The organism is Ferrimonas gelatinilytica, from assembly GCF_039544205.1.
Taxonomy (GTDB): domain Bacteria; phylum Pseudomonadota; class Gammaproteobacteria; order Enterobacterales; family Shewanellaceae; genus Ferrimonas; species Ferrimonas gelatinilytica.
In genome coordinates this window covers 72876-95384 of sequence record NZ_BAABLF010000008.1, presented here as the reverse complement: position 1 = coordinate 95384, position 22509 = coordinate 72876, and the positions used below count along the sequence as shown (strand labels likewise).

The 22509-nt window shown below is 60.1% G+C and carries 19 protein-coding genes and 1 pseudogene; 14 read left to right on the top strand and 6 right to left on the bottom strand.

What is annotated here, in order from left to right:
* Positions 1–262 precede the first annotated feature (262 nt).
* From ABD997_RS07705 to ABD997_RS07690, 4 genes are all read left to right on the top strand, one after another.
* Entirely contained in the window at positions 263–676 is a 414-nt protein-coding gene (locus tag ABD997_RS07705; RefSeq protein ID WP_345316431.1) for a hypothetical protein, read from the top strand.
* Between the two features lie 205 nt (positions 677–881).
* A complete protein-coding gene (locus ABD997_RS07700; protein ID WP_345316430.1) occupies positions 882–1550 on the top strand; it encodes an ABC transporter ATP-binding protein in 669 nt (222 codons plus the stop codon).
* A 32-nt stretch (positions 1551–1582) separates the two neighbouring features.
* Positions 1583–3904, top strand: a complete 2322-nt coding sequence (locus ABD997_RS07695) for an FtsX-like permease family protein (RefSeq protein ID WP_345316429.1) — start codon at positions 1583–1585, stop codon at positions 3902–3904.
* Positions 3904–5049 (top strand): lipocalin-like domain-containing protein, encoded by a 1146-nt coding sequence (locus ABD997_RS07690; RefSeq protein ID WP_345316428.1) that lies wholly within the window; start codon positions 3904–3906, stop codon positions 5047–5049. Before ABD997_RS07695 ends, ABD997_RS07690 begins: the two co-directional genes overlap by 1 nt.
* Before the next feature lie 48 nt (positions 5050–5097).
* Here ABD997_RS07690 and ABD997_RS07685 read toward each other — a convergent pair whose 3' ends face one another.
* Positions 5098–5478, bottom strand: coding sequence for a hypothetical protein (locus ABD997_RS07685; RefSeq protein WP_345316427.1), 381 nt, complete (start codon positions 5476–5478; stop codon positions 5098–5100).
* Positions 5479–5831: 353 nt separating this feature from the next.
* Here ABD997_RS07685 and ABD997_RS07680 point away from each other — a divergent pair, with 353 nt between their 5' ends.
* The 4 genes from ABD997_RS07680 to gltS all read left to right on the top strand — a co-directional run bounded on the left by ABD997_RS07680 (position 5832) and on the right by gltS (position 9124).
* Positions 5832–6272: a DUF3010 family protein gene (locus ABD997_RS07680; RefSeq protein ID WP_345316426.1), complete on the top strand. Its 441-nt coding sequence runs from the start codon at positions 5832–5834 to the stop codon at positions 6270–6272.
* Between the two features lie 152 nt (positions 6273–6424).
* Positions 6425–6838 carry a hypothetical protein gene (locus ABD997_RS07675; RefSeq protein WP_345316425.1) on the top strand — a complete coding sequence of 138 codons (414 nt, stop codon included), beginning with the start codon at positions 6425–6427 and terminating at the stop codon, positions 6836–6838.
* Between the two features lie 152 nt (positions 6839–6990).
* Positions 6991–7164, top strand: a complete 174-nt coding sequence (locus ABD997_RS07670; protein WP_345316424.1) for a hypothetical protein — start codon at positions 6991–6993, stop codon at positions 7162–7164.
* Between the two features lie 733 nt (positions 7165–7897).
* Entirely contained in the window at positions 7898–9124 is a 1227-nt protein-coding gene (gene gltS / locus ABD997_RS07665) for a sodium/glutamate symporter (RefSeq protein WP_345316423.1), read from the top strand.
* Positions 9125–9223: 99 nt separating this feature from the next.
* Here the strand turns inward: gltS and ABD997_RS07660 are convergent.
* The 3 genes and pseudogenes from ABD997_RS07660 to metH all read right to left on the bottom strand — a co-directional run.
* Positions 9224–9496 (bottom strand): annotated as a pseudogene (locus ABD997_RS07660) (MFS transporter); the annotation flags it as partial.
* A 147-nt stretch (positions 9497–9643) separates the two neighbouring features.
* On the bottom strand, positions 9644–10609 hold the full coding sequence (locus ABD997_RS07655; protein WP_345316422.1) for a Flp family type IVb pilin: 966 nt from the start codon (positions 10607–10609) through the stop codon (positions 9644–9646).
* Between the two features lie 427 nt (positions 10610–11036).
* On the bottom strand, positions 11037–14747 hold the full coding sequence (gene metH / locus ABD997_RS07650) for a methionine synthase (RefSeq protein WP_345316421.1): 3711 nt from the start codon (positions 14745–14747) through the stop codon (positions 11037–11039).
* A gap of 368 nt (positions 14748–15115) precedes the next feature.
* Here metH and ABD997_RS07645 point away from each other — a divergent pair, with 368 nt between their 5' ends.
* The 3 genes from ABD997_RS07645 (at position 15116) to ABD997_RS07635 (ending at position 17923) form a co-directional block, all read left to right on the top strand.
* Complete coding sequence (locus tag ABD997_RS07645; protein ID WP_345316420.1) at positions 15116–16624, top strand: alpha/beta hydrolase; 1509 nt, start codon at positions 15116–15118, stop codon at positions 16622–16624.
* Between the two features lie 45 nt (positions 16625–16669).
* Positions 16670–17269, top strand: a complete 600-nt coding sequence (cobO, locus tag ABD997_RS07640; RefSeq protein ID WP_345316419.1) for a cob(I)yrinic acid a,c-diamide adenosyltransferase — start codon at positions 16670–16672, stop codon at positions 17267–17269.
* A gap of 411 nt (positions 17270–17680) precedes the next feature.
* Positions 17681–17923 carry a hypothetical protein gene (locus ABD997_RS07635; protein WP_345316418.1) on the top strand — a complete coding sequence of 81 codons (243 nt, stop codon included), beginning with the start codon at positions 17681–17683 and terminating at the stop codon, positions 17921–17923.
* 86 nt (positions 17924–18009) lie between these two features.
* On the opposite strand, the gene ABD997_RS07630 is transcribed toward ABD997_RS07635, so the two are convergent.
* Together ABD997_RS07630 and ABD997_RS07625 are read right to left on the bottom strand one after the other, a co-directional pair.
* Entirely contained in the window at positions 18010–18633 is a 624-nt protein-coding gene (locus ABD997_RS07630; protein ID WP_345316585.1) for a YceH family protein, read from the bottom strand.
* A gap of 132 nt (positions 18634–18765) precedes the next feature.
* The gene (locus tag ABD997_RS07625; protein ID WP_345316417.1) at positions 18766–19119 is read right to left on the bottom strand and encodes a 5-carboxymethyl-2-hydroxymuconate Delta-isomerase; all 354 of its coding nucleotides are present in this window, start codon (positions 19117–19119) and stop codon (positions 18766–18768) included.
* Positions 19120–19250: 131 nt separating this feature from the next.
* Between ABD997_RS07625 and ABD997_RS07620 the strand changes: the two genes are divergently transcribed.
* From ABD997_RS07620 to ABD997_RS07610, 3 genes are all read left to right on the top strand, one after another.
* Positions 19251–19760, top strand: coding sequence for a DUF6580 family putative transport protein (locus tag ABD997_RS07620; protein ID WP_345316416.1), 510 nt, complete (start codon positions 19251–19253; stop codon positions 19758–19760).
* A complete protein-coding gene (locus ABD997_RS07615) occupies positions 19760–20302 on the top strand; it encodes an ATP--cob(I)alamin adenosyltransferase (RefSeq protein WP_345316415.1) in 543 nt (180 codons plus the stop codon). Before ABD997_RS07620 ends, ABD997_RS07615 begins: the two co-directional genes overlap by 1 nt.
* A gap of 153 nt (positions 20303–20455) precedes the next feature.
* Positions 20456–22396, top strand: coding sequence for a TonB-dependent receptor domain-containing protein (locus ABD997_RS07610; RefSeq protein WP_345316414.1), 1941 nt, complete (start codon positions 20456–20458; stop codon positions 22394–22396).
* The last annotated feature ends 113 nt before the right edge of the window (positions 22397–22509 follow it).

Genomic DNA, 22509 nt, shown 5'->3' with positions numbered 1-22509 from the left:
TCCGAGTGACCAAAGTGCCGATCTGCATCTTCGTGCAATGAACGCACAGGCTCCGGCTTCGTCGCAACCCGTCCGGCCCCAGCGGGCTGCGCAACCGGACCTTGTTGAGGAGGAAAAGCCGGGTCGTCTCTCTGCCTCTCTTCTCTCTTTAGGACAGGTTAACGCTCCGCGTCGACGCCTCAGGGCGCCCCTTCCTGCAGACGAACGCAGCGAGCGTTCGGCTTTGAATCAAACCGAAGGTGATCAGAAACTTGTTTCATCGATGTGGGTAGCCGCTTTCCCCGTCGGCGCGGGGGAGCAGGCACTGGGAAGAGCGCCTCGGGAGCAGGCCCTGCTCTCTGACGAGGAGTTGGCGTTTATCCAGTGCCAGTTCCAAGGACCGGGTACAAAGCCTCAACCCCATGAATCTTTAACTCGGGAGCCTAAAGTCGAAGGCGTGGCCCCTCATCGATCGGACACCTCGGTAAAGTCCGAAAAGGGCAGTGGGCTATATTGGGCCGTGCCCGAACCGATGGTTCGGGATGCGCCACTGCTGGATGACGAGGAGCTCAACTTCCTGCTTGCCAGTTTCTACGACAATCGTGGTGCCAAGACAGGGCAACCTTGCCATGACAGGGAGTTGGGAGTGCGAACGCCGAGCCATAGGTTCCCAATCCTCGCCCTCGCTCCGGGTTAATCTCGCCTGCTTTCTCTTGTCGAGGAACTTGGCCCCAAATGCCGCGCATTGTCCACCGAGCCTGGCGCCATTGCGTCGGCAATGCCGTCGTGTTGACAGGCCAACAGGGTGATCTTTCTGCCGCCTGAAACGTTTGATAAAGCTCAAGGTGCGCGGCGGTCTGCCATGCTCGTTGGTATCTCTGCCACAGCGGTCAGGAGGAAGGATGATCGAGATCCAGGGGTTGCACTTTGCCCGTCGGGACGGGGAACGGCAGCGAGTCATCTTTGACGGACTCAGTTTGACCCTGGCCCAGGGCCAGCACTGTGCCTTGCTCGGCGATAGCGGCAGTGGCAAGACCACCCTGATGAACCTGCTGGCGGGGCTGGAACCGCTTCAGCGGGGGCAGATCCAGGTGGCGGAGCATCAGCTGGCCAAGATGAGCAGTGACGAGCTGGCTCGCTATCGTCGGAATATCGGGATCGTCTTCCAGGGTTTCCAGCTTCTGCCGGCGCTCACGGTTCGACACAATATTCTTCTTCCACACCGGCTCAAGTATGGCCATGACCGGGCAGAGCGCTTCCAGCCTTTGACCCAGAGCCTGGGACTCACTGAGCTTCTCAATCGTTATCCGGATCGCCTCTCCGGTGGAGAGCAGCAGCGGGTGGCGGTATGCAGGGCCCTGATCCACAACCCCTCCCTGATCCTGGCCGACGAGCCGACCGGGAACCTGGATGAGCGCAATAGCCAGATCGTAGTCACCCAGTTGCAGCGGCTGGCCGAGGCACAAAGCGCAACGTTGCTGATGGTGACCCACAGCAACGAGTTGGCACACCAGTTCCCTCACCGACTGATGCTCGCAGAGCAGAAACTGCATTGGCTGGGCAAGCCATGATAAGGGACTTCATTGCGCTTTCCTTAGGAGAGATGCGTCGGCATCGCTGGCTTCACCTTTGGCTCGCCCTCGGACTGGTGCTGGCGGCCGCACTGCTCAGTGGGGTTGAGTCACTCAACGCCGCCGCCCGGCAGAGCTTTTCCCAGGCCGAGAAGGGGTTGGACAGCCCCTTTCCCTGGCGCGTTCACTCCCTGCTCTCGGGAGAGCGGATCCATCGGGATCTGTACCTGCAGACAGTACGGGCCGGGATCACTGCCCGCCCAATACTGGATACTCGTCTTGGGCTGTCTGATGGTCGCTGGGTCAGGCTTCGCGCCGAGCCCCTGCCTCCGGGCCCCTATCTCGGTAACCGGGGTTGGCAGACGGTGGTTGATGACCAACTGGCCGCCCGTGCAGGTTGGCGGGAGGGCGACGTGTTGTCGACCGCCGACGGTCAGCGATTGCCCCCTTTGGCGCTGCGCTCCGATGTGGGTCCCTGGTTGCTGATGGATATCGGCCCCGCAGCCCTGCTGGCCGATACCGGTCCGTGGTTCTCCTATCTGGCACTGCCTGAGTTGACACCGTCCCAGCAGCAGTGGTTGGAAAACCAGCTGCACGATGACCAGGTGCTTCGTTCCGTGGCTCGAAGTGGCGACCCCCATCTTCTCGAGGCCTTTAACCTGAACCTGACGGCACTCTCCGTGTTGAGCTTCCTGGTGGGGTTGCTGCTGGCCTTTCACGCTCTGGAACGTTTGGTGCAGCATCGCCAATTCAGTGTCCGGATCCTACACCAGCTCGGTTTCACCCGTCGGCAGTGGGCACTGGCGCTGGCGCTGGAATTGATACTCTGGACGGCGGTGGCAGGCACCTTGGGGAGCCAGATCGGGATCGCCCTCGCCCGTTACCTTGCCCCCGGGGTCTCCGATACTCTGGTCTCCCTATACCAGATGGAGAGGTCGTTGCAGTTGAACTGGGGCTGGGGTGACGCCGTCTTTTGCTTTGTTGTCTTGCTTCTTGCGATGGGCATCATGCTGCTTTGGTTACTCTATCGGGAACGGCTATTAGCGCGCTGGCACCGTGGAGCGGTTGCTTTTGCGGCCTTGCTGGTTCTGTCACTTCAGTTCACCGCCGATAATCAGGGTGAAGCCCTGACGCTGCTCGGTGTCACTGTCCTGCTGACCCTGCTTCTGCTGCCGTTGGTGCTTGAACTCGGCAGTGCCGCCCTGGCTCGGGCCGCCCCCTGGTTGCAGGCTCCCTTGGCCTGGGGACTCTGGGATCTGTCGGCGTCGAGCCGTCGACTGGTGGTGCCCATCGCCGCGATCACCCTGGCGCTTGCCTCGGCCATCGCCACGCGTGTCCTGGTCGGGTCTTTCGAGTTTGCCCTGGGGGGATTTCTCGATACACGCTTGCACGCGGACATCTACTACTACAGCGACGACGCCACTTTGCGGCAGCAGCGGCCCCGCCTGGAGGCGCTCCCCGCCATTGCCGAGGTGCAAACCCGCAGTCAACGTCAGGGACAGTTAGAGGGTGAGTCGGTATTGCTTAAGGGGTACGGCGCTACCGACAAACCTTGGCCCTTTATGGCGTTTAAATCGGCGAGTGCGAACTGGTGGGCGGAGCTGGGCATGGAGGGGTGCCTGGTTAATGAGCCTCTGGCGATGCGAAAGGATCTTCGCCTTGGGCAGCAACTGACACTCGATAGCGGTGCGCTTCCTTTTGTCTGCCGGGTGGCTGGGGTGTTCTACGACTATGGGAACCCCAGCAGTGAGTTGGTGGTTTGGCATCGCCGACTCGAAGCGGCGTTTGGTCAGGCACCCAGTGACGGATTGTCGCTTAAGCTGGCCCAGGGCGTGCAGTTGGATGAGACTCTGGAGCAGCTGCAGAACGAGTTGGATATCCCTGCGGCCAGTCTGATCGCTCAACGTACTTTGCGTCAGCAGGCTAACGGATTGTTTCGAAAAACCTTCGCCATCACGGATGCCTTGGCCTGGTTAACGTTGGTGGTTGCGTTGATCTCCTGGTTTGCCTCCCTGGCGGCACAGCAGCAAGGCTGGCAACACCAGCAGGCAGTGGTCAGCACCCTGGGCATGACCCGGGGGCAAATCGCCAGTGCACGACTGCTCCAGCTGGGCTGCCAGACCTTACTGGTGGCCCTGGTGGCCGTGGCATCGGGTCTCGTGCTGGGCTGGCAGCTGGTGAGCAAGGTGAACCCGCTGGCTTTTGGCTGGAGCATGCCGGTTCAATTTGGCAGCGGGGATTGGCTGTCGGGGCTGCTGATGGCCTGTGGTGTCCTGGTCCTGGTGGCCGTCGGGCCGATCTGGTGGCAGTCACGCTCGGCACTGGTGGGCCAATTGAGCCGGGAGGAGGTGTGATGGGGAGGGATTGGGTAGCCTTGAGTTTGCGCATCACTTTGCTGATGGGCGCCCTGGTGATACTGGGCTGCCAGCCCCCGACGACGCCAGAGCGACAGCGGGGCTTCTCGTTGGGTGCGGAGCGGGGAGAGGCGGTTAGGCCGGGGCGAACATTGCGCTTCCCAGAGGACCACGGCCCCCATCCGGAGCAAGGGATCGAGTGGTGGTACCTGACGGCAACGTTGCAGGGGCCGGGGGGAGAGGTACATGGTGTACAGTGGACACTGTTTCGCATGCTTGGTCCGGAGCCAGTGCAGGAGGGAGGCTGGTGGCAAGGGCAGTGGTACATGGCCCACCTCGCGTGGTCACCGCCTGCGAGTCGGGGGCCCCATCGTGCCTGGGAGCGCTGGGGGCGGGGTGGTCTCGGCGGGCCCGATCAGGCCCCAGCGGGCGTGCGGGCAGAGCCCTTCATCGCCTGGATCGATCACTGGCGCTTACAGAGCCAGGGTGAGGCGTTCCTGCCTTTGAACTTGGTGGCTTCTGATGAGGGGTTCGCCCTTGCGCTGACTCTGGATGACAGTCCCCTGGTGGCCCATGGCGTAGGGGGCTACAGCGAGAAAAGCGGTGACGGTGCCCTTGCCTCTTACTACTACAGCCTGCCGAGGTTGCAAGTCCAAGGCCACCTGAAAGGGGCTGAGGGCTGGGTGCCGGTCAGTGGCAAAGCCTGGTTGGACAGAGAGTGGTCGTCTCGTTTCCTCGATAGTCGTTTCTCCGGCTGGGACTGGCTCAGCGTCCAGCTCGACTCGGATGCCTCCCTAATGCTGTTCTGTCTGCGACCTGAACGTGGTCAGAACCCGGATCTGCGCCATTGCGCCGGCTCCTGGATCTCGCCGGAGGGGGAGGTGACGGCGTTGCTGCCGGAGCAGATCCTGTGGCAAGCCGTGGACTGGGTCAGGCTGGATGGTGCTAAATACCCAGTGGCGTGGGAGGTGGGTGTCATCCTGGGGGAGAGCGAGCACCACTTTTCCGTGGCTACTCGCAGTCGTGATCAACGAAATCAACTCTCTATCCCTTACTGGGAAGGCCCCGTGATTGTCGCCGGGCCGGAGGGGAGTGAGTCGCTGGGGGTGGGGTTTATCGAGATGACCGGCTACGAGGTCGACTAGCAACAGCGACGAAGCACCCGGTCTTCGACAGCCCCAGCGGGCGTTGAGTTAGAAAATGCCAATGAGGATCAGCACACTCGAAATCACTCCGGCGTAGGCGGGCAGCATGACGCCTTGCTCCTGGCGATAGGGGCGCAGCAGCAGGATGTAGAAGAGGGTCATGATGAGCCAGATGACGCAGATAAACCACTGCAGGTGAGCGTGGATCGGGATCAGGTTCAGTCCCTCAAGCAAAAGCAGAGCCGAGAGGGAGAGAACCAGCATGGAACCGAAGTGCCAGAAGAAGCTGAGCAGGCCATGCATATGGTCTTCCATCTGGGTATTACCATGTTTTTCTAGCCATTTATGAAGGCCACCGAATCCCATAAAGATGTGCATCAAGGCACCGATTAACCCGATCACGCCGGCCAAAATAAAATAGATGTTCATGAACTTGGATCCTCTGGCGAAGATATTTTGAGTTTAGTCAGTTTCTTGCCCAGCGCCGTCTCGCCGTACCGACCAAACTGAAAATATCGCTGCAATTTCAATTCAGGTATCCTCTGGTCGCGGTGTCGAAGCCACCGTCCCAAAGGGGGAGAGCCGCAGTATAGCTCCGTCTCCCTATCCAACTTGTGATGGGACTCGCAATCGTGGCCGGGGTGGATTCGGTTGTGCAATTGCCATCGATGATGGGGAGAACAAAGGGTGGGGTGGGTCGGAGTTTTGCGATTCCATACCGGCTCCTGCGTAAAGATGGGCTACAATGCGCGCCAAACGTGAATGCTAATGTAAGGGGCGATATGCGGATCTGTGGTGTGGAACTCAAGGGTTCCGAAGCGGTGTTGTGCTTACTGGATTACAAAGTAGAGAGCTACTACCTGCCGGAATGCCGTCAACGCTCACTGGCCTGCTCCGGCAGCGAGACTGCCGAGGGGATGCGCCAGTTTCACTTTGCCTTCCACAAGTTGATGAGCGATTACCAGGTGGACAGGGTGGTGATCATCCAACGGGCCCAGAAAGGCAAGTTTGCCGGCGGTGCGCCGGGCTTCAAAATGGAAGCGGCAATCCAACTGGGCGAGGTGGATGTCACCTTGATATCCCACACAGAGATCAAGGCACAATTGAAGCGCAATCCTCCGATGGCGGATTTTGCGGATATGGGCTTGAAGAAGTTTCAGGAGCCGGCCTTCAACGCCGCCTACGCTGCTCACCAGACCCAGCTTTTTGGTCAGCCGGAATAACGGCGAAAGCGTGTTTTTTAGCCGGGTGATCTCCCGGCTTTTTTCGTTTTAGAACTTATGCTCTTTAGGTGGCCGGCTGGGTGCTTGAGCTGTCGCCATGGGATCGTTAGCATTACGGGTTCCTCTACTCTCCCCGGGCCCAATGGCAACCTATGTCGATAAAAGTGAAGTGCGCCATCGCTGCGCTGACCACCCTGATGCTGCTTCTGCTGAGCGTCGATGGGATGGATCTCTTCGTGGTGGCGATCAACGGCAGCCTCTCTCTCTATTACCTCGCCCTCTGCGGCACCGCCCTATTCGATCGCCAGTGGCAAAAGGAGACACCCCGAAAGCCGGTAAAAGATGACTGGATAGCGATCGGGATCCTGACCACTCTCGGACTGATCGGTGTTGTGGCCGCGGCACTCTGTATCGAACCCATGATGGCGTCCGCCAATACCCAGGGGGAGCGCATCGCCCGGCTGAGTGCCGCCCTTCTTTTGGTGCTCTTTATCTTGAGCCGGTTTGCCATTGTTTTGCGTCTGATACGCCTTCAACGCCATCATCAGCGTCACCACGGGAGCTAAGCCCAGAGCGTTATCCATTTCGCCCTGCAACCGTGAACTGCAGACGTGATTGCGATTAAAAAGGGTATCGCTCACCACAAGATTATTTTGTTTTTCCTCGCTGTGGGATCGCGCCAAACTCAAGGCGTGAATCTCACTAGGTGATAAGGAAGATGAAGACGATTCCCAACGAGTGGCTGCAACCGATGGATCGGCGTGTGCGCAAAATGAAACGTAATGACGAGGAGTTTTACGAGCGCGGCAGTCGCAGTCGTGCCCCAAGGCGAGAGCGGGGGCGCAGTACGGTTTTTCAGGATTACGGGGTTGAAGCCAACGGCCGGGAGTAAGCGCCTGGTGTTTTTGCCGGTTCGGTTTTCGGCCGGCGTTGTTTCCACAGGATCCCGCAAGATGAGTGCCTAATCGGCGCCCCGGTCGACAAGCCGGGGCGCCTCGTTACAAGATAGAGACCGTCGGGCTGCTCAGGAACCAACCTCACCGGTGTCGAGTGGTCCCCTTCTCCTGATAGGGAATTATCGTGCCTAATGGGTTTGTTGTTAGACCTTTGCCGAATGCTGTCGTGGCGGGTCCGATGTCGACGTCAGGTTAATTTAATGGGTAGTAGCACTCCGTTGGCAGGGGGCAGGTGTTTCCTGAACTGCCGTGCGACGAAGCAGAGTGCGTAAGACAGGGATCCCTCAACCCGCTTCGATGGGCATACATTGAGTTAAACCTCAGACGAAGTCCTTATTATCATCTCTACCTTCAACGCCAGTTCCACAAGGGCGTTTTTCGCTCGCTGTCCATCCCATTCGACTTCCTTTCTCTTTAAAAGGCTCAGAGCAATATGAGCCGGCCGATCTGTGCGCCACTCAGGCCTGGAGCTGGCCCTGACCAGACGGCAATTGGGAAATTCGATAATTCTGTTGCCAAAACATGGTGCTAAACCGTGGCGCTAATAGGAGCTCGCCAACTAATCGGAACCTCTCAGTCGCTACGGGTAAAAAACTTAGATGCGAATGCGCTGGCTATGATTAAACGGCTACATCCAAAAACGAGTTCTTACTTCTCGTGGAGACTGAAATGGATGCCTCGGAGCCTGTGGTTGTCAATGTCGAAGCTTTTGTCGCTTTCACTATCGCCATCTTGCTGTTGTTCATTGGCAAAGAGTGTACTCAACGGTCCGCACTGTTACGGCAATACTCCATTCCGGAGCCAGTGATAGGGGGCTTCCTCTGTGCAGCGACGGTGGCGGTGCTTTACTACGGATTTGATCGCCAAGTGAACTTCTCCCTCAATGCCAGGGATATGCTGTTGCTTTACTTCTTCGCTGGCATCGGTTTGCGGGCAAACCTGAAGACATTGATCGAGGGCGGCCGACCACTGTTTATTCTGCTGGCTCTCGCTGCCAGTTTCATCATCCTGCAAAACCTGATGGGGATGGGCGTGGCCACCATGTTTGGCATGGATCCCAAGGCGGGCTTGCTTTCCGGCTCCATAAGTTTGACCGGAGGTGTGGGGACCGTCTTGGCCTGGGCGCCAACCTTCGTCGAAGAGCTTGGTATCGAAAATGCCCTAGAACTGGGTGTGGCATCTAACACCGTGGGATTGATTGCCGCTTGTGTGGTCGGCGGTCCCATTGCCAGGTATCTGTTGAATAGGCATAAAGTTGAACCTTCCGGCGATGCTGAGCTGGATATCGGGGTACAACACGACGCGGGCCAGCACACCGAGCTGACCTACTACGGTGTGCTTTGGGCCTGGCTTTGGCTCAATGTCACACTGATAACCGGTTACAGCCTCAACGAATCATTGGAAGAGGCCGGGGTGCGCTTGCCGATGTTCGTCAGTTGCCTCCTGGCCGGGATCCTCATTGGAAACCTGGGTCGTTGGCTAACTCGCAACCGTAAAAGGCGTTGGGAGGAGCAGGGGACCCTGGGTCTGGCACTGATCTCCGACATCTGCCTGGGGATGTTCCTGACCATGGCCTTAATGGGGTTGCAACTGTGGGAGCTCGAGGGACTGCTGGGCTACATCTCGGTCGTGATGGTGTTGCAGATCACCCTATCGGTACTGTTTACCGCTGTGCTTGTTTATCGTCTCATGGGGCGAAACTACGATGCGGTGGTGGTCAGTGCCGGGTTTGGTGGCATCACCCTGGGCTCTACTGCCACGGCCATCGTTAACATGACGGCAGTCACCCAGCAATATGGTGCCAGCCACCAAGCATTTATTATCGTCCCCTTGGTGTGTGGCTTCTTTATCGACATCGTTAATGCCTTGGCGATAGGTTTTTTTGTCGGCCTTTAGATACTCAGTGTGACCCGCAAAGGGCGTTTCGCCACCGTAAGGCCGGGGGCTTGATAACCCGTGGCAACACAGTGGCGAAGAGTACCGAATCCAGTGGGCTTAGGCCGGGCACGGGGCGGCCGATGCGCTTCTGTCCAGGCGGCCGCTGAGTCGGGTTAGCGCCAGCAGAACGATCAGGGCACCGATCCAGGGAGTTTGCATCAGACCATGCAGGTCGACCACCAGGCCACCGCCCCAGGCCCCCGAGGCGATTCCCACGTTGAAGGCGGCGATGTTCAACCCCGAGGCGACATCTACGGCGTTTGGCGTGTATTTTTCTGCCAGCTGGACCACATACACCTGGAGTCCAGGGACGTTACCGAAGGCCAAGGCCGGAAACGATCAGGAAGGTAGTGTGCCAGCCAAACGACTGGCCAATGAAGGTCCCCAAGGGAAAACCCAGGGGAGGGGAGCAAGAAAAAGGCCGGGGGAGATGCCCCCGGCCCGTTGTAAGCTTCGCGACCTCTGCCTGGTGTTGGATCACTCCTGCTGAGGTTGGGGCTCCTCTTTACGTTTGAGCATCAGTAGCCCAAGCAGGGCGAGCAGGATCAATAACCAAAGCCAGGTTCCATGGTTTTGCATTGCTGCAGCCAAGGTGCTGCTTCCCCCGGCATTGGCTGCATCGGCGTTCGAATCGCCGGCGCTGCCGGCCGTCCCGGGTGAGGTGGCACCGGGTTGCGAGGCTCCCCCCCCGGCCTCGTTACCGGTTGTGCTGCTCAGCAGCTCGCCACCGTGGTCGGATGCCCCTACACCCGCCCCTCCGCTGCCCGACCCTGCACCACCCCCTTGAGCACCCGTGCTGGCGGCCAACTCCCTCTCGCCCGGGTTTGCGCTATCACCCGCGGAGGAAGCGGAGCCGGTGGAGGGGGCCCCACCGCCGGTTCCGGGTGTGGAGCTGCCGCTGCTATCGCCAGGAGAGGTTGCCCCGCCGCCACTTCCGGGTGTGGTGCCGCCGCTGCTGCCTCCGGGGGAGGTTGCCCCGCCGCCAGTTCCGGGTGTGGTGCCGCCGCTGCTATCGCCGGGGGAGGTTGCCCCGCCGCCAGTTCCGGGTGTCGAGCCGCCACTGCTATCGCCGGGAGAGGTTGCCCCGCCGCCGGCTCCCGGTGCGGTGCCGCCACCGCTATCGCCGGGAGAGGTGGCCCCGCCGCCGGCTCCGGGTGTGGTGCCGCCACCGCTATTGCCGGGAGAGGTGGCCCCGCCGCCGGTCCCGGGTGCGGTGCCGCCACCGCTATCGCCGGGAGAGGTTGCCCCGCCGCTGCCACCGGGGGTGCCATAGCCGCCACTGCCTCCAGCATCGGACCAGCTGCTGGCCAGGTTCACGATATGGCCAGCGGTGGTGCTGCCTAAGGAGGAGAAGGCGGCCGTCATGCTCCCGGCAACAAGTGCGCCAACAATGGCGTATTCGACGGCCGTCAGGCCTCTCTGCTTGTTTTTATGCTGCTTCATCGTTTGGCTCCGTTACGGCCTGGATCATGAATCATGTAATGAACTCAAGTTTAGGCAGAAAAATCGTGGCGCCCGCTCGTCCCACCGGGCAAAACCTGTAGTTCTTTCGCAGCTTTATGAGTCAGGTGTTCGAGCGGACCGACTGACGAGAGCGCGGCTAGGTATCGGAGTTATTGAAAAGAATTCCCTACCAAGCCGGTACTGGCGCGGTTTTGCGGGGAGAGGGAGAACAGCGAAGAGTCGGTATCAGCTGACGCAGAGACCCCAAAAGGAAGGTTATTCACTGTGAGTGGCTGATGTTCATGCGAAATCGCATCCTCATCATTTTTACTGAAAGATTGAGTGGTCCGGTTGACCTGCTTAATCAACCGGACCGGGTGGCTTAATCTTTGGCCAGGGCGTCGGGGATGGATCGCCCTATTCGGAGTTAGTAGCTGAGGATCGGCGCCAGCCACTTTTGGGCTTCGGCCACGGTCATGCCGGTTCGTTCGGCATAATCTTCGACCTGGTCCTGACCGATGTCGGTGACCCCAAAGTAGCGGGATTCCGGATGGGCGAAGTACCAGCCGGAAACCGCTGCGGTCGGGTACATGGCGAAGTTCTCGGTGATCCTGAGACCGATATGTTTTTCCGGCTCCAGCAGTTGCCACAGCAGTCCCTTCTCGGTGTGGTCCGGGCAGGCGGGGTAGCCTGGCGCCGGACGGATCCCCTTGTATTTTTCCCGGATCAGCGCCTCGTTGTCGAGCTGCTCGTCGGCGGCGTAGCCCCAGAACTCCTTGCGAACCCGTTCGTGCATCCGCTCGGCAAACGCCTCGGCCAGGCGGTCTGCGAGGGACTTGAGCATGATGGCGCTGTAGTCATCGCCGGCCTGCTCGAATCGCTGCACATGGGCATCGATGCCGATCCCGGCAGTAACGGCGAAAGCGCCCATGTAATCCACTTTGCCACTGCTTCGGGGGGCGACAAAGTCGGAGAGGGCGAAGTTATTGTTGTCGATCCGCTCCACCTGCTGGCGCAGCATATGCAGCCGCAGTAACTCCTCACTGCGCTGCTCGTCGCTGTAGAGCGCGATATCGTCATGGTTATCGCAGGTGTTGGCGGGGAACAGGCCAATCACTGCGGCGGCGGTCAGCCACCGCGCCTCGATGATCTGCTTCAGCATCAATTGGGCGTTGTCATACAGCTCCTGGGCTTCCTCCCCCACCGTGGGGTTTTTGAAGATCTGCGGGTACTTGCCATGCAGCCCCCAGCTGCGGAAGAAGGGGGTCCAGTCGATGCGATCCACCAGGTCCGTCAGGGGGTAGTCCTTGAATACCTGTAGGCCCAGAGTTTTAGGCACTGCCGGCTGGTAAGTCGCCCAGTCGATCTGGTTGCGGTTGGCACGGGCGGCATCCAGCGAGATGAGGGTTTTGCGGCTGCCCTGTGCCTCCCGTTTGGCCTTCAGCTCGGCGTACTCCTGGTAGTGGCGGGTAATAAAGGCGGCACGCTCCGGGCCCACCAGCTGGGACACTACGGGGACCGTCCTGGAGGCATCCGCGACGTAGAGGGCACCATGCTCGTAGTGCTCGAAGATTTTGACCGCGGTGTGGATCTTAGAGGTGGTGGCCCCGCCGATGATCACTGGACAGGTGATGCCGGCCCGGGTGAATGCCTTGACGTTGTGGATCATCTCGTCCAGCGAGGGGGTGATCAGTCCCGACATGCCGATCACATCAACCTGTTCCGCCTTGGCGACTTCGATGATCTTCTCCACCGGTACCATGACTCCTAGATCAATCACCTCGAAGCCGTTGCACTGCAGCACCACCGCAACGATGTTCTTACCAATGTCATGCACATCCCCCTTCACCGTGGCCATGAGTACCTTGCCGTTGGATTGGCCCGCCACCTTGTCTGCCTCGATATAGGGGTTGAGGTAGGCCACCGCCTTCTTCATCACCCGGGCGGATTTCACCACCTGGGGCAGGAACATCTTACCGGCGCCGAAGAGATCACCGACCACGTTCATGCCATCCATCAGCGGACCCTCGATCACCGACAGCGGTTTATCGGCGGCCTGGCGTGCTTCCTCGGTATCTTCGTCGATAAACTCGGTGATCCCCTTGACCAGCGCATGTTCCAGCCGCTTATTGACAGGCCAGCTGCGCCAGTGTGCCTCCTTGGGATCCTTTTCCGCCTGGCCACCGCCTCGATAGGTCTCGGCGATCTCCAGCAGACGCTCGGTGCCATCGCTGCGCCGGTTGAGCACCACGTCCTCCACCCGTTCCAGCAGGGGGGCGGGAATGTCATCGTAGATCGCCAGTTGTCCGGCGTTGACGATCCCCATGGAGAGACCGTTTCGAATGGCGTGATAGAGAAAAACCGCGTGGATCGCCTCGCGTACCGGGTTGTTGCCGCGGAAGGAGAAGGAGACGTTGGAGACGCCGCCGGAGAGGCGGGCGTGGGGGAGGGTATCGCGAATGGTGCGGCACGCCTGGATAAAGTCCACCGCGTAGTTGTCGTGTTCCTCGATGCCGGTGGCGATGGCGAAGACATTGGGATCGAAGATGATGTCCTCCGGGGCAAAACCGGCTTTCTCCGTCAGTACCCGGTAGGCCCGGGTGCAGATCGCCACCTTGCGTTCATAGGTGTCCGCCTGACCAGTCTCATCGAAGGCCATCACTACCGCTGCGGCGCCGTAGCGCCGGATCAGTCGGGCCTGACGGATGAACGCCTCCTCCCCCTCCTTGAGGGAGATGGAGTTGACCACCCCTTTGCCCTGGATGCACTTGAGTCCCGCCTCGATCACCGACCACTTGGAGGAGTCGATCATGATGGGCACCTTGGAAATCTCCGGCTCACCGGCACAGAGATTGAGGAACTTCACCATCGCCGCTTCCGCGTCCAGCATCCCCTCATCCATATTGATATCGATGATCTGGGCACCACTCTCGACCTGCTGCCGGGCGACCTCCAGAGCGGTCTCATAGTCCCCCTCCTTGATTAGGCGCAGGAAACGGGCGGAGCCGGTGACATTGGTGCGCTCACCCACGTTGATAAAGAGCGAGTCGTCATCGAAGTTACAGGGCTCCAGACCGGACAGCCGGGTCGCCACTTGGGTACCTTCGACAAGATGAGCCGGTGCTTTGCGTGGGGCATGATCTTTGACCGCTTCGGCGATGGCACGGATGTGATCCGGGGTGGTGCCGCAGCAGCCACCGACGATGTTGAGCCAGCCGTCGGCCGCCCACTGGCCGATGATCCTGGCCATCTGCGCCGGGGTTTCGTCATAGCCGCCCATCTCGTTAGGCAGACCGGCGTTGGGGTGGGCGGAGACGGCGCATTCGCTGATGCGGTTGAGTTCGCTGATGTAGGGCACCAACTCCCTGGGCCCCAGGGCGCAGTTGAGGCCCATGGCGATGGGGTTGATGTGGCGCAGAGAGTTATAGAAGGCCTCGGTGGTTTGGCCGGTCAGGGTACGACCGGAGGCGTCGGTGATGGTGCCGGAGATCATCACCGGCCAGGATTGGGCCCGGGCCTCGAAGACGCTGTCGATTGCAAAGAGCGCGGCCTTGGCATTGAGGGTATCGAATACTGTCTCCACCAAAATCAGATCCGCGCCGCCCTCCAGCAGGGCTTCGGTCGACTCGGTGTAGGCGGCCACCAGTTGGTCGAAGTTCACATTGCGAAAGCCGGGGTCGTTCACATCCGGGGAGATGGAGCAGGTCCGGTTGGTGGGTCCTAGCACCCCAGCCACAAAGCGTTGTCGGCCGGTTGTGGCGGTGACGGCATCAGCAGCAGTGCGGGCCAGACGGGCCGATTCAAGGTTGATCTCCCGGGACAGCGAAGCCATGTTGTAGTCTGCCATGGCGATGGTTGTGCTGTTGAAGGTGTTGGTTTCGATGATGTCTGCACCGGCCTCAAGATAGGCGGTGTGGATCGCCCGGATGATCTCTGGCTGGGTCAGGGACAGCAGGTCGTTGTTGCCCTTAAGGGGGGAGGGCCAGTCGGCGAAGCGTGCTCCCCGGTAGTCCTCCTCCTCCAGCTTATGGGCCTGGATCATGGTGCCCATCGCGCCATCCAGGATTAGGATGCGTTCTGTCATTGCCGCTCTTAAGGCGGCGTCGACGGGGTGGGAGGCGAAACGGGGATGAGACATGCAACCACTTCCTTTACCTGGGGCCAACCTGTTGTCGGATGGCCCTTTATCCATATAGACGTCCATACTAGCGAACTCCGATGGGGGATACCAGAGGCGAACCCGTGGGCAGTGGCGAGAGGTAAAAGACAAAGCGTAAGACAAGCTCCAAAACCCTTTTCCTGGCCACCTCCATGGCGTTTCTGACTTGCGGTGTCTGACCGCTTCAAACCGGCGGGAGTTAACACTTTATAATTGTTTATCTGCAGGTTACTTCAAAGTCTTGCGTATCATTACGCTTGCGGTGCCAACGAAGATAGGGGGCTGGCTCTTAGCCTGAGCCCGTCAGGGTAAACCGCGCGGTTTGCACCAGTGGCTAGGATAAAGTCGTGAGTGATGAGGGGGACGGAGTGAGCATGGGGATCCTGAGACTGGAGCGGCGCCTGCTGGTGCTGCTGTTTTGGATGGCGCTCGGCGGTGCCGTGACACTGCTGTCGGTGGCGGTGTGGTGGCTGAACCAGAAGCCGACCCTGAGCCCCTGGCATACCCTGACGCTGACCGAGGAGTTTACCGCCCACCGTGAGGTTGACGACTTTGACGCCTACCTGGCCCTTGAGTCAGCGCTGTTTGCCGAGAAGGAGCGTAAATTGGCGTCCGCTTTAAAGGGGACGGAGCCGGTGCCCTTTAACCGCTATTTTAGCGGCAGCCGATCCGATCCTGCGCAGTGGCCACAAAACTGGAATCGAAGCTTCGAGTGGGCCAACCCGGATGCGCCCCTAGCAGTGCTGCTTGTGCATGGCATGTCCGACTCCCCTTACTATCTTTCTCACCTGGCACGTCATTTCACCCGTCGGGCGCACGTACTGGGGTTGCGCCTGCCGGGACACGGTACGCTGCCGTCGGCACTGGTGGATCTGCGATGGCAGGATCTTGCGGCCGCGGTGAGCCTGGCGGTTGCACATCTCAAGGCGCAGGATTCTCAGCGTCCTGTACTGCTGGTCGGATTCTCCACCGGGGCGGCGCTGGCGCTGAACCATGAACTGGCGCGTTTGAGTGAGGATCAGCCGGTGGATCTGTGCGCCATGGTGTTTGTCAGCCCGGCCATCGGCCTGTCCCCCATTGCCGCCGGGGCGGCCTGGCAGGCAAGGCTGGGTCGCTGGTTGGAGTTGGATAAGCTGGCCTGGGAGAGTCTGTCGCCGGAGTACCACCCCTTCAAGTACAGCTCCTTCCCGGTCAATGCGGCCGACATCGTGTACCGGTTGATCGAGTCCAACCGGTCGATGATTGAGCAGCTGGACGAGGAACGCCTGGCCACCCTGCCGCCGATGCTCTCCTTTAACTCCATCATCGATGAAACGGTGGATACCGGCGCTCTGCTGGACTCGCTTTACCTCACCCTCGCGGCGGATCCCGATGAACTGGTCTTGTTTGATGTCAACCGTACCTGGATCGATCAGCAGCTGCTGACCCAGGATCCGTTCCAGACCTACCAGGGATTTTTCCAGCGATCGTCGCTGCCGTTTCGGACCACCCTGGTGGAAAACCGTGGTCCTGGGGATCGTCGGGTGCACGCCCGGGAGTTTCCTTCCCAACAAACCGAAGAACTTAACCTCAGTTGGCCAGAGCGGGTCCATTCGCTCTCTCATGTTGGCCTGCCGATCGCCGAGTCTGATCCACTGCTGGGGCCCCACCAGGACCCTGAACGTGAGCATGTTTACCTGGGCCATGCCGCCATCAGCGGTGAGAAGGGGATGTTCGTGATCCCATCCTCCGAGGTGTTGCGGCAGAAATGGAACCCGTTTTTTTCCTACATGACCCAGCGGATCGATGCGTTTACGGGCCATTGCCAGGCCAAAGGTGAGGTCACTGGCGTCGGGGAGGAAGTTGCGGCACAGTGAGCTACCACCGGAAACATGGGGCCGAGGCTGGCCAGGGAGTGATTGATGGAGAAGCGGGACCAGGAGAAACACCGGGAGCGTCAGCAGAGGCTCAAAGCCAAGGTGGACGCGAAGGTGGCGGCGGCCAGCGAAGAGCGGGGCGTGCTGCTGGTACTGACCGGTAACGGTAAGGGCAAGTCCACCGCCGGGTTTGGCACCGTTCTCAGGGCCGTGGGCCATGGCAAACGCTGTGCAGTGGCCCAGTTTATCAAGGGTCAGTGGGAGTGTGGCGAGCGCAATATCCTGACCGAGCTGGGTGTCCCCTTTTACGTGATGGACACCGGATTTACCTGGGATACCCAGGATCGTGCTGCTGATACCGCGGCGGCGGAAGCGGTGTGGGCTCAGATCCGTCGTGCGCTGGCGGATCCCGCGGTGGACCTGGTGTTGCTGGATGAATTGACCTACATGCTCAGCTATCACTACCTGGATGTCGAAGCGGTGTGTGATGCCATCGCGGCGCGGCCTCCTCACCAGCACGTGGTGATCACAGGTCGGGCGTGTCATCGGCGTCTACTGGAGATGGCGGATACGGTGTCAGAAATTACCCCGGTAAAGCATGCTTTCGAGGCCGGGATCAAGGCTCAGGCCGGACTGGATTGGTGACCGCCAGGCTCTCCCTTCGGTCATCTGCAGGGCAGCTTTATCGTCCTCTGCCCTGGCAAAGTTCCTCCTCGTTCCTCGACTTCACATCGTGTATTCCCTGTTGTCAGTCCCTCGCTGGACCCCGAGGCGAGGTCACTGTTACCGACGGCTTCGGTATCCTCGCTCATAATGACAAAAATATTCGATTTTACTTTCTTAAAAGCGAACATTTCCCTTATTTTTCCTAACTTCCTGATTAGTGGATCTTGTTTCACTCCCCCCTTAAAACATCGGAAAAACTTTCCATTTCATGGTTGTTAGTTCGGTGGAAGTGGCCTGGGGCGGGGCTAAATTTAGTGAGCATGCAATAACGTCATCGCCCGATGCGATGCCGGCGCCGGTTAAGCCTTTTGTCTGATTTGGAGCTTGACCATGTTAAATCAAACACTGAAATTTTTCGGCTGGGGCCTTATCCTGATTAGTCTTCCTCTGGCCTTGATCGTACAACAGCCCTGGTTGCTCTATTTTCTGGCGTTCTGTGGTCACCTGACCGTGGTGCTGGGATTCAAAATAAAGCTGCCTGCGTATGGCCTGAGGATCCGTCGGCACCTGCGCCGCTTATGGCTGAGCCTGTTTTGGGCCGAGTGCCATCGGTTCCGCCGCCAACTGCTCTAACCCGGCTGCGCCGGGGGATGAATCAACGAAAAAGGGAGCCTGAGCTCCCTTTTTCTGTGCGCGCCTTTCGGGCCACTTTGGGGACCCTATTGTGACCGGTAGGCCGCGAGCTGCGCCTGCAGGCGGGCGATCTCGGCCTTAAGCACCCGGTTCTCCTGCTCCAGGCTGAGCAGCCGGGCTTTATCATCGGCGACGACGTCGGCGGTGGTGACTGAGGCAACAGCGCCGGAGAACAGGTGGGCGTAACGGCTCTCACGCTTGCCCGCCTCCCGGGGTAGTTGCACCACAAAGCCCTTTTCCGCCATGGTGTTGAGTACCGCCTCCACCTCACCGACATTGTTAAATTCGCATAAACGCTGAGTGCGGGCACGCAACTCGCCCGGTGTCTGCGGGCCGCGCAGCAGGAGGACACAGACAATGCCCCGCTCCTGGGGCGTTAGCTGGAGCCCGCCAAAGGCGGTGTTGCAGAAGCGATGCTTGTACTTGCTGGCGCGGCTGCCACCCTCCTCCTGGATCAGGCGCTTATCCCTGAGTTGGTTGAGGGTATGTTGAACCTCACCTTCGGACAGGGCGAGCACCGGGTCACGGTTACTCTTCTGGTTGCAGGCACTTCTCAGGGCGTTAAGGGTAAGAGGATAGAGATCCGGGGTGGTCGTCTCCTTTTCCAGCATGCAGCCGATCACCCGGGCTTCGTTGAGGGTTAATTCCAGATCCATAGCGACACTCCAACAGTCAGCGATGGTTCAATACTTACCCCCTTTGTACCCATCGGCAAGGGGCGAAGAGGCGTTCGTGCAAGGTTTGTGCGTCAGCCTCAAGGGCTGGGGGCTACCCACGGCCATTCAAGCCCGGCTTTGGCCCCGCTGTTTGCTGTAGCCGTGCTTTGCCAGATCGCACACGTTGACGCTCAACTCGGTCCCCTCGGGCAGCAGCGCAATCAGGCAGTCCAGCAGGTGACGGCTGATATGGCGCAGCTGCTCTGGCGGACGCCCAGGCAGGATCTTAACCTCCAGGTGGGCACTGGGCACCTGACGGCCACCGGTGCTGTAGTGGGGACAGGGCAGGGCACGGACCTTGATGTTTTCTGCCTGGAACGCTCCCGTGGCCAGCGCGGCAAGATGCAGCTGTGTGACCAGGGTGGCGATGTCGCTTTGGTGCTCCAGAGATTGGGCGTATTCGAGTCTGAGATGGGGCATGGTGTTCTCTGCTAACTGTGGGTTATGTGGACGTTAAGATTTCTAGCCGTCCAGCTGGAACTGCGGCTCGCAACGCAGTATCCTTGTCCGGCCCCAAGTGTATCCGACGGGGAAGAACTCCGGAGAAACTCATGAATAATAAAGTTATAGCGGTCCTGGTCATGATAGCCCTGTGTGCGCTGTACCGGGTACTGCCGCATCCGTTCAACTTTACGCCCGTTGCCGCCATGGGTCTGTTTGCCGGGGCGATGTTTACCAGTAAACGCCTGGCTCTCACGGTGCCGCTGGTGGCGATGCTGCTGGGCGACTTGGTGATCGGCCTGCACGAAACCATGCTGTTTGTTTACCTGGCCACCGCCATCACCGCCGGTATCGGCATGCTGTTGCGTCAGCAACGTAGCGTCGCGACGATCGCCCTGGCCGGGGTATTCAGCAGCGTCCAGTTCTTCTTCATTACTAACACTGGCATGTGGGCGGTCACCGATTTCTACCCGCACAGCTGGGAGGGACTGGTGCAGTGCTGGGTGATGGGCCTGCCCTTTATGCAGCACGATCTGGCCAGCACCTGGCTATTCAGTGCCGTGTTGTTCGGCGGTTACGCACTGCTGAGTCGCCGCTACCCAGGGCTGGCACAGCACTGATGCCAAGGCGTCTCAGTGGCGACAAGCGGGAGCTTTGCTACCCCTTCATCTTCGAACGCGGTCCGAGCACCGACTTCGAGGTGCAAAGCGATGAGCTCTGCTCCCAAGTGGGGTTTGCCCGGGCACTTCTGAGCCAGGAGCTGGCATCCGAGACGGCGCTCCTGGAGGAGCTGCAGCCGGAGCTGGAACGGATCCAGACGCTGGTGTACCACCTCAACGGGTCGGTACGGGGCAGGCTGGCGGTGCAGGAGGCAGACCTGACCTGGCTCAAGGCGCGCTACGACCACCACCATGCTTTTGGTACTGTGGGAGGATTCGTGCTGCCGACAGGATCACCGGGGGTGATGGCCCTGCACCTGTGCCGCAGTGGCGCCAAAAAATGCATACGTCAGCTGGTTCGCTGTGAGGCGGAGGGCCTTGAGGTCCATGAACGTCTCCTGCGTCTCTGTAACCTGCTGACCAACTACTTCTTCTGCCTGACCGTGCGCCTCAAGGCGCAGTTGGGGCAGGAGGAAACCCCCTTCGTCAGTCAGAGTTACTGACGGAAACCCCTGCCCCTGACGGGCATGGAAGCCATGACAGCGAAAGGATGAATCCGGTGTAACTCCGGAACTGGCGCGCAACGGTAATTGGTCATTGAGGCCATCAGTCCGATCTCCTTCGCTGTTGTCACCTACGCGAACTAGGAACAACGAATGAACCGTGTTTTTCCCTCTGCAGCCCTTTTGGCTGTGCTCCCCATGGCGCTCTGCGCCCCCCTGCAAGCGGCAGAGTCAGGCCGCTCTTCGGCCAAGAACGCCGAGGCAGAGTCCAGCCCCATCGAACGTATGGTGGTGACCGGCGACCGCTTTGCCCAGGCTCCGGAGTCGGTGTTGGCGCCGATCACGGTGATCGATCGTGCAGACCTAGACCGGCTTCAGGCGAAAAGTTTGGCGGAGGTGCTGCGGACACTGCCCAGCGTCTCGATCAACCAGTATGGCGGCCGTGGCCAGAATGCCACCGTGTCGGTACGGGGGGCCACCAGTGCCCAGACGCTGGTGTTGATCGACGGGATGCGAATCGCCTCCGGAGCCATCGGCCCGGTGAACATCAATGCCTTTCCGCTGGCTCAGATCGAGCGTATCGAATTTATTCGCGGAGCCCGGGCCTCCCTGTACGGCTCCGAGGCGATGAGTGGCGTGATTAACATCATCACCCGGGACGGTGCCGAGGGCACGGCGTTGACCCTGGGAGCCGGCAGCTTCGAGCGGATAGAGGCGAGCGCACGCCATCAGCAGTCCCTGGCCGGGGGAACGCTCAAGGCGGTGTTGGCCTACGAGGATGAGGCCGGGTACAACGTCCACCCCGTACCCGGGGTCAATGACGGTGACCGCCATGGATTTACCGGCAAAAGTGCGTTGCTCTCCTACGCGAATCCGGTGGCGGAACGGGTGGCGCTGTATGGCGCCCTGCGTTGGTTCGAGAACGTCAGTCAGTACGATAACTCGAGCTTGGGCAATCCGGCCTGGGGCATGCCGGATCGTCGTGAACGTAAAGAGAACTGGATAGAAAGTCTGGATCTGCAGTTGGAGGCGCGTTACCAGGGGGAGCACTGGCAAAGTCAACTGCAGGCCCAGGTCAGTGACAGCCAAAGCTACGACTATCTCGACAACGGCGGCCGCCAAACGGCACCGGATCGTGCCCATCTGCGTCAGCACAACCTGGCCTGGCTCAACCGCTACCGGGTGAGTGACAGCGTTAGCCTGTCCGGCGGGGCGGACTGGCGCCGGGAGTCGCTGCGCGGCGACTCCCGCTACCTGGACTGGTTCACCGGCACCCCCTTGCCCTTCGACGAGGGCAGTTTGAACCGGGATAACACCGGCCTGTTCGCCCTAGGCCGCTGGGAGCAGGACGGGCACAGTGCAGAAGCCAGCGTGCGCAGTGATGACAACGCGCAGTTTGGCCGCCACAACACCTGGCAGCTGGGGGGACGCTGGGCCGCTTCGGGGCAGGTTTCTCTGGTGGCGATGGTGGGGACCGCTTTTCGAGCCCCAAGCTTCTACGACCTCTACTACCCGGGGTTCAGCAACCCGGATCTGCGTCCCGAGTCCTCCGATAACTGGGAGCTGGCATTGGAGGCCAGCTGGATTGGTGCAGACTGGCGCCTGGGTGGATTTCGCCAGAAGGCGGAGGATCTGATCCAGTTTGACCTCGCCAGCAACCGGCCGGAAAACCTGGGACACGCTGTCATCGACGGTGTCGAGATGGAAGTGACCTTTGTGACCGGCCCGGTCGAGCACCAATTGAGCTACAGCTGGCGTGACAGTGAGGATCGCGACAGCGGTAAGCAACTGGTCTCCAGTGCCCGTCACAATGGCAAATGGGCGCTGAATGCCAACTGGCAGCGGATCAACGTGAGCGCAAACCTGGTCTACCGCGGCAGCCGTTACGGTGATGCGGCCAACAGTGTGGAGCTGGATCCCTATTTTCTGGTGAGCGCGGCAGCAAGCTATCACCTCGATGAGGCCTGGGTGTTCAGGCTGCGGGTGGAGAACCTGTTTGATGAGACCTACCTGACCATCGCCGATACCTTCTCCGGCGGTGACTATCCGGGACAGGGGCGCAGCCTATCGGGCCAGGTCAGCTACCGGTTCTGAGCCTGCATTCCGCGACCTGCGACGGCCAATCGTCTCCCACTGCTCCTTGGCGCTGCACCGTTTTTCGTGCAGCGCTTTTTGTTTGATTACCGGTTACCGTGATCACCCACGGA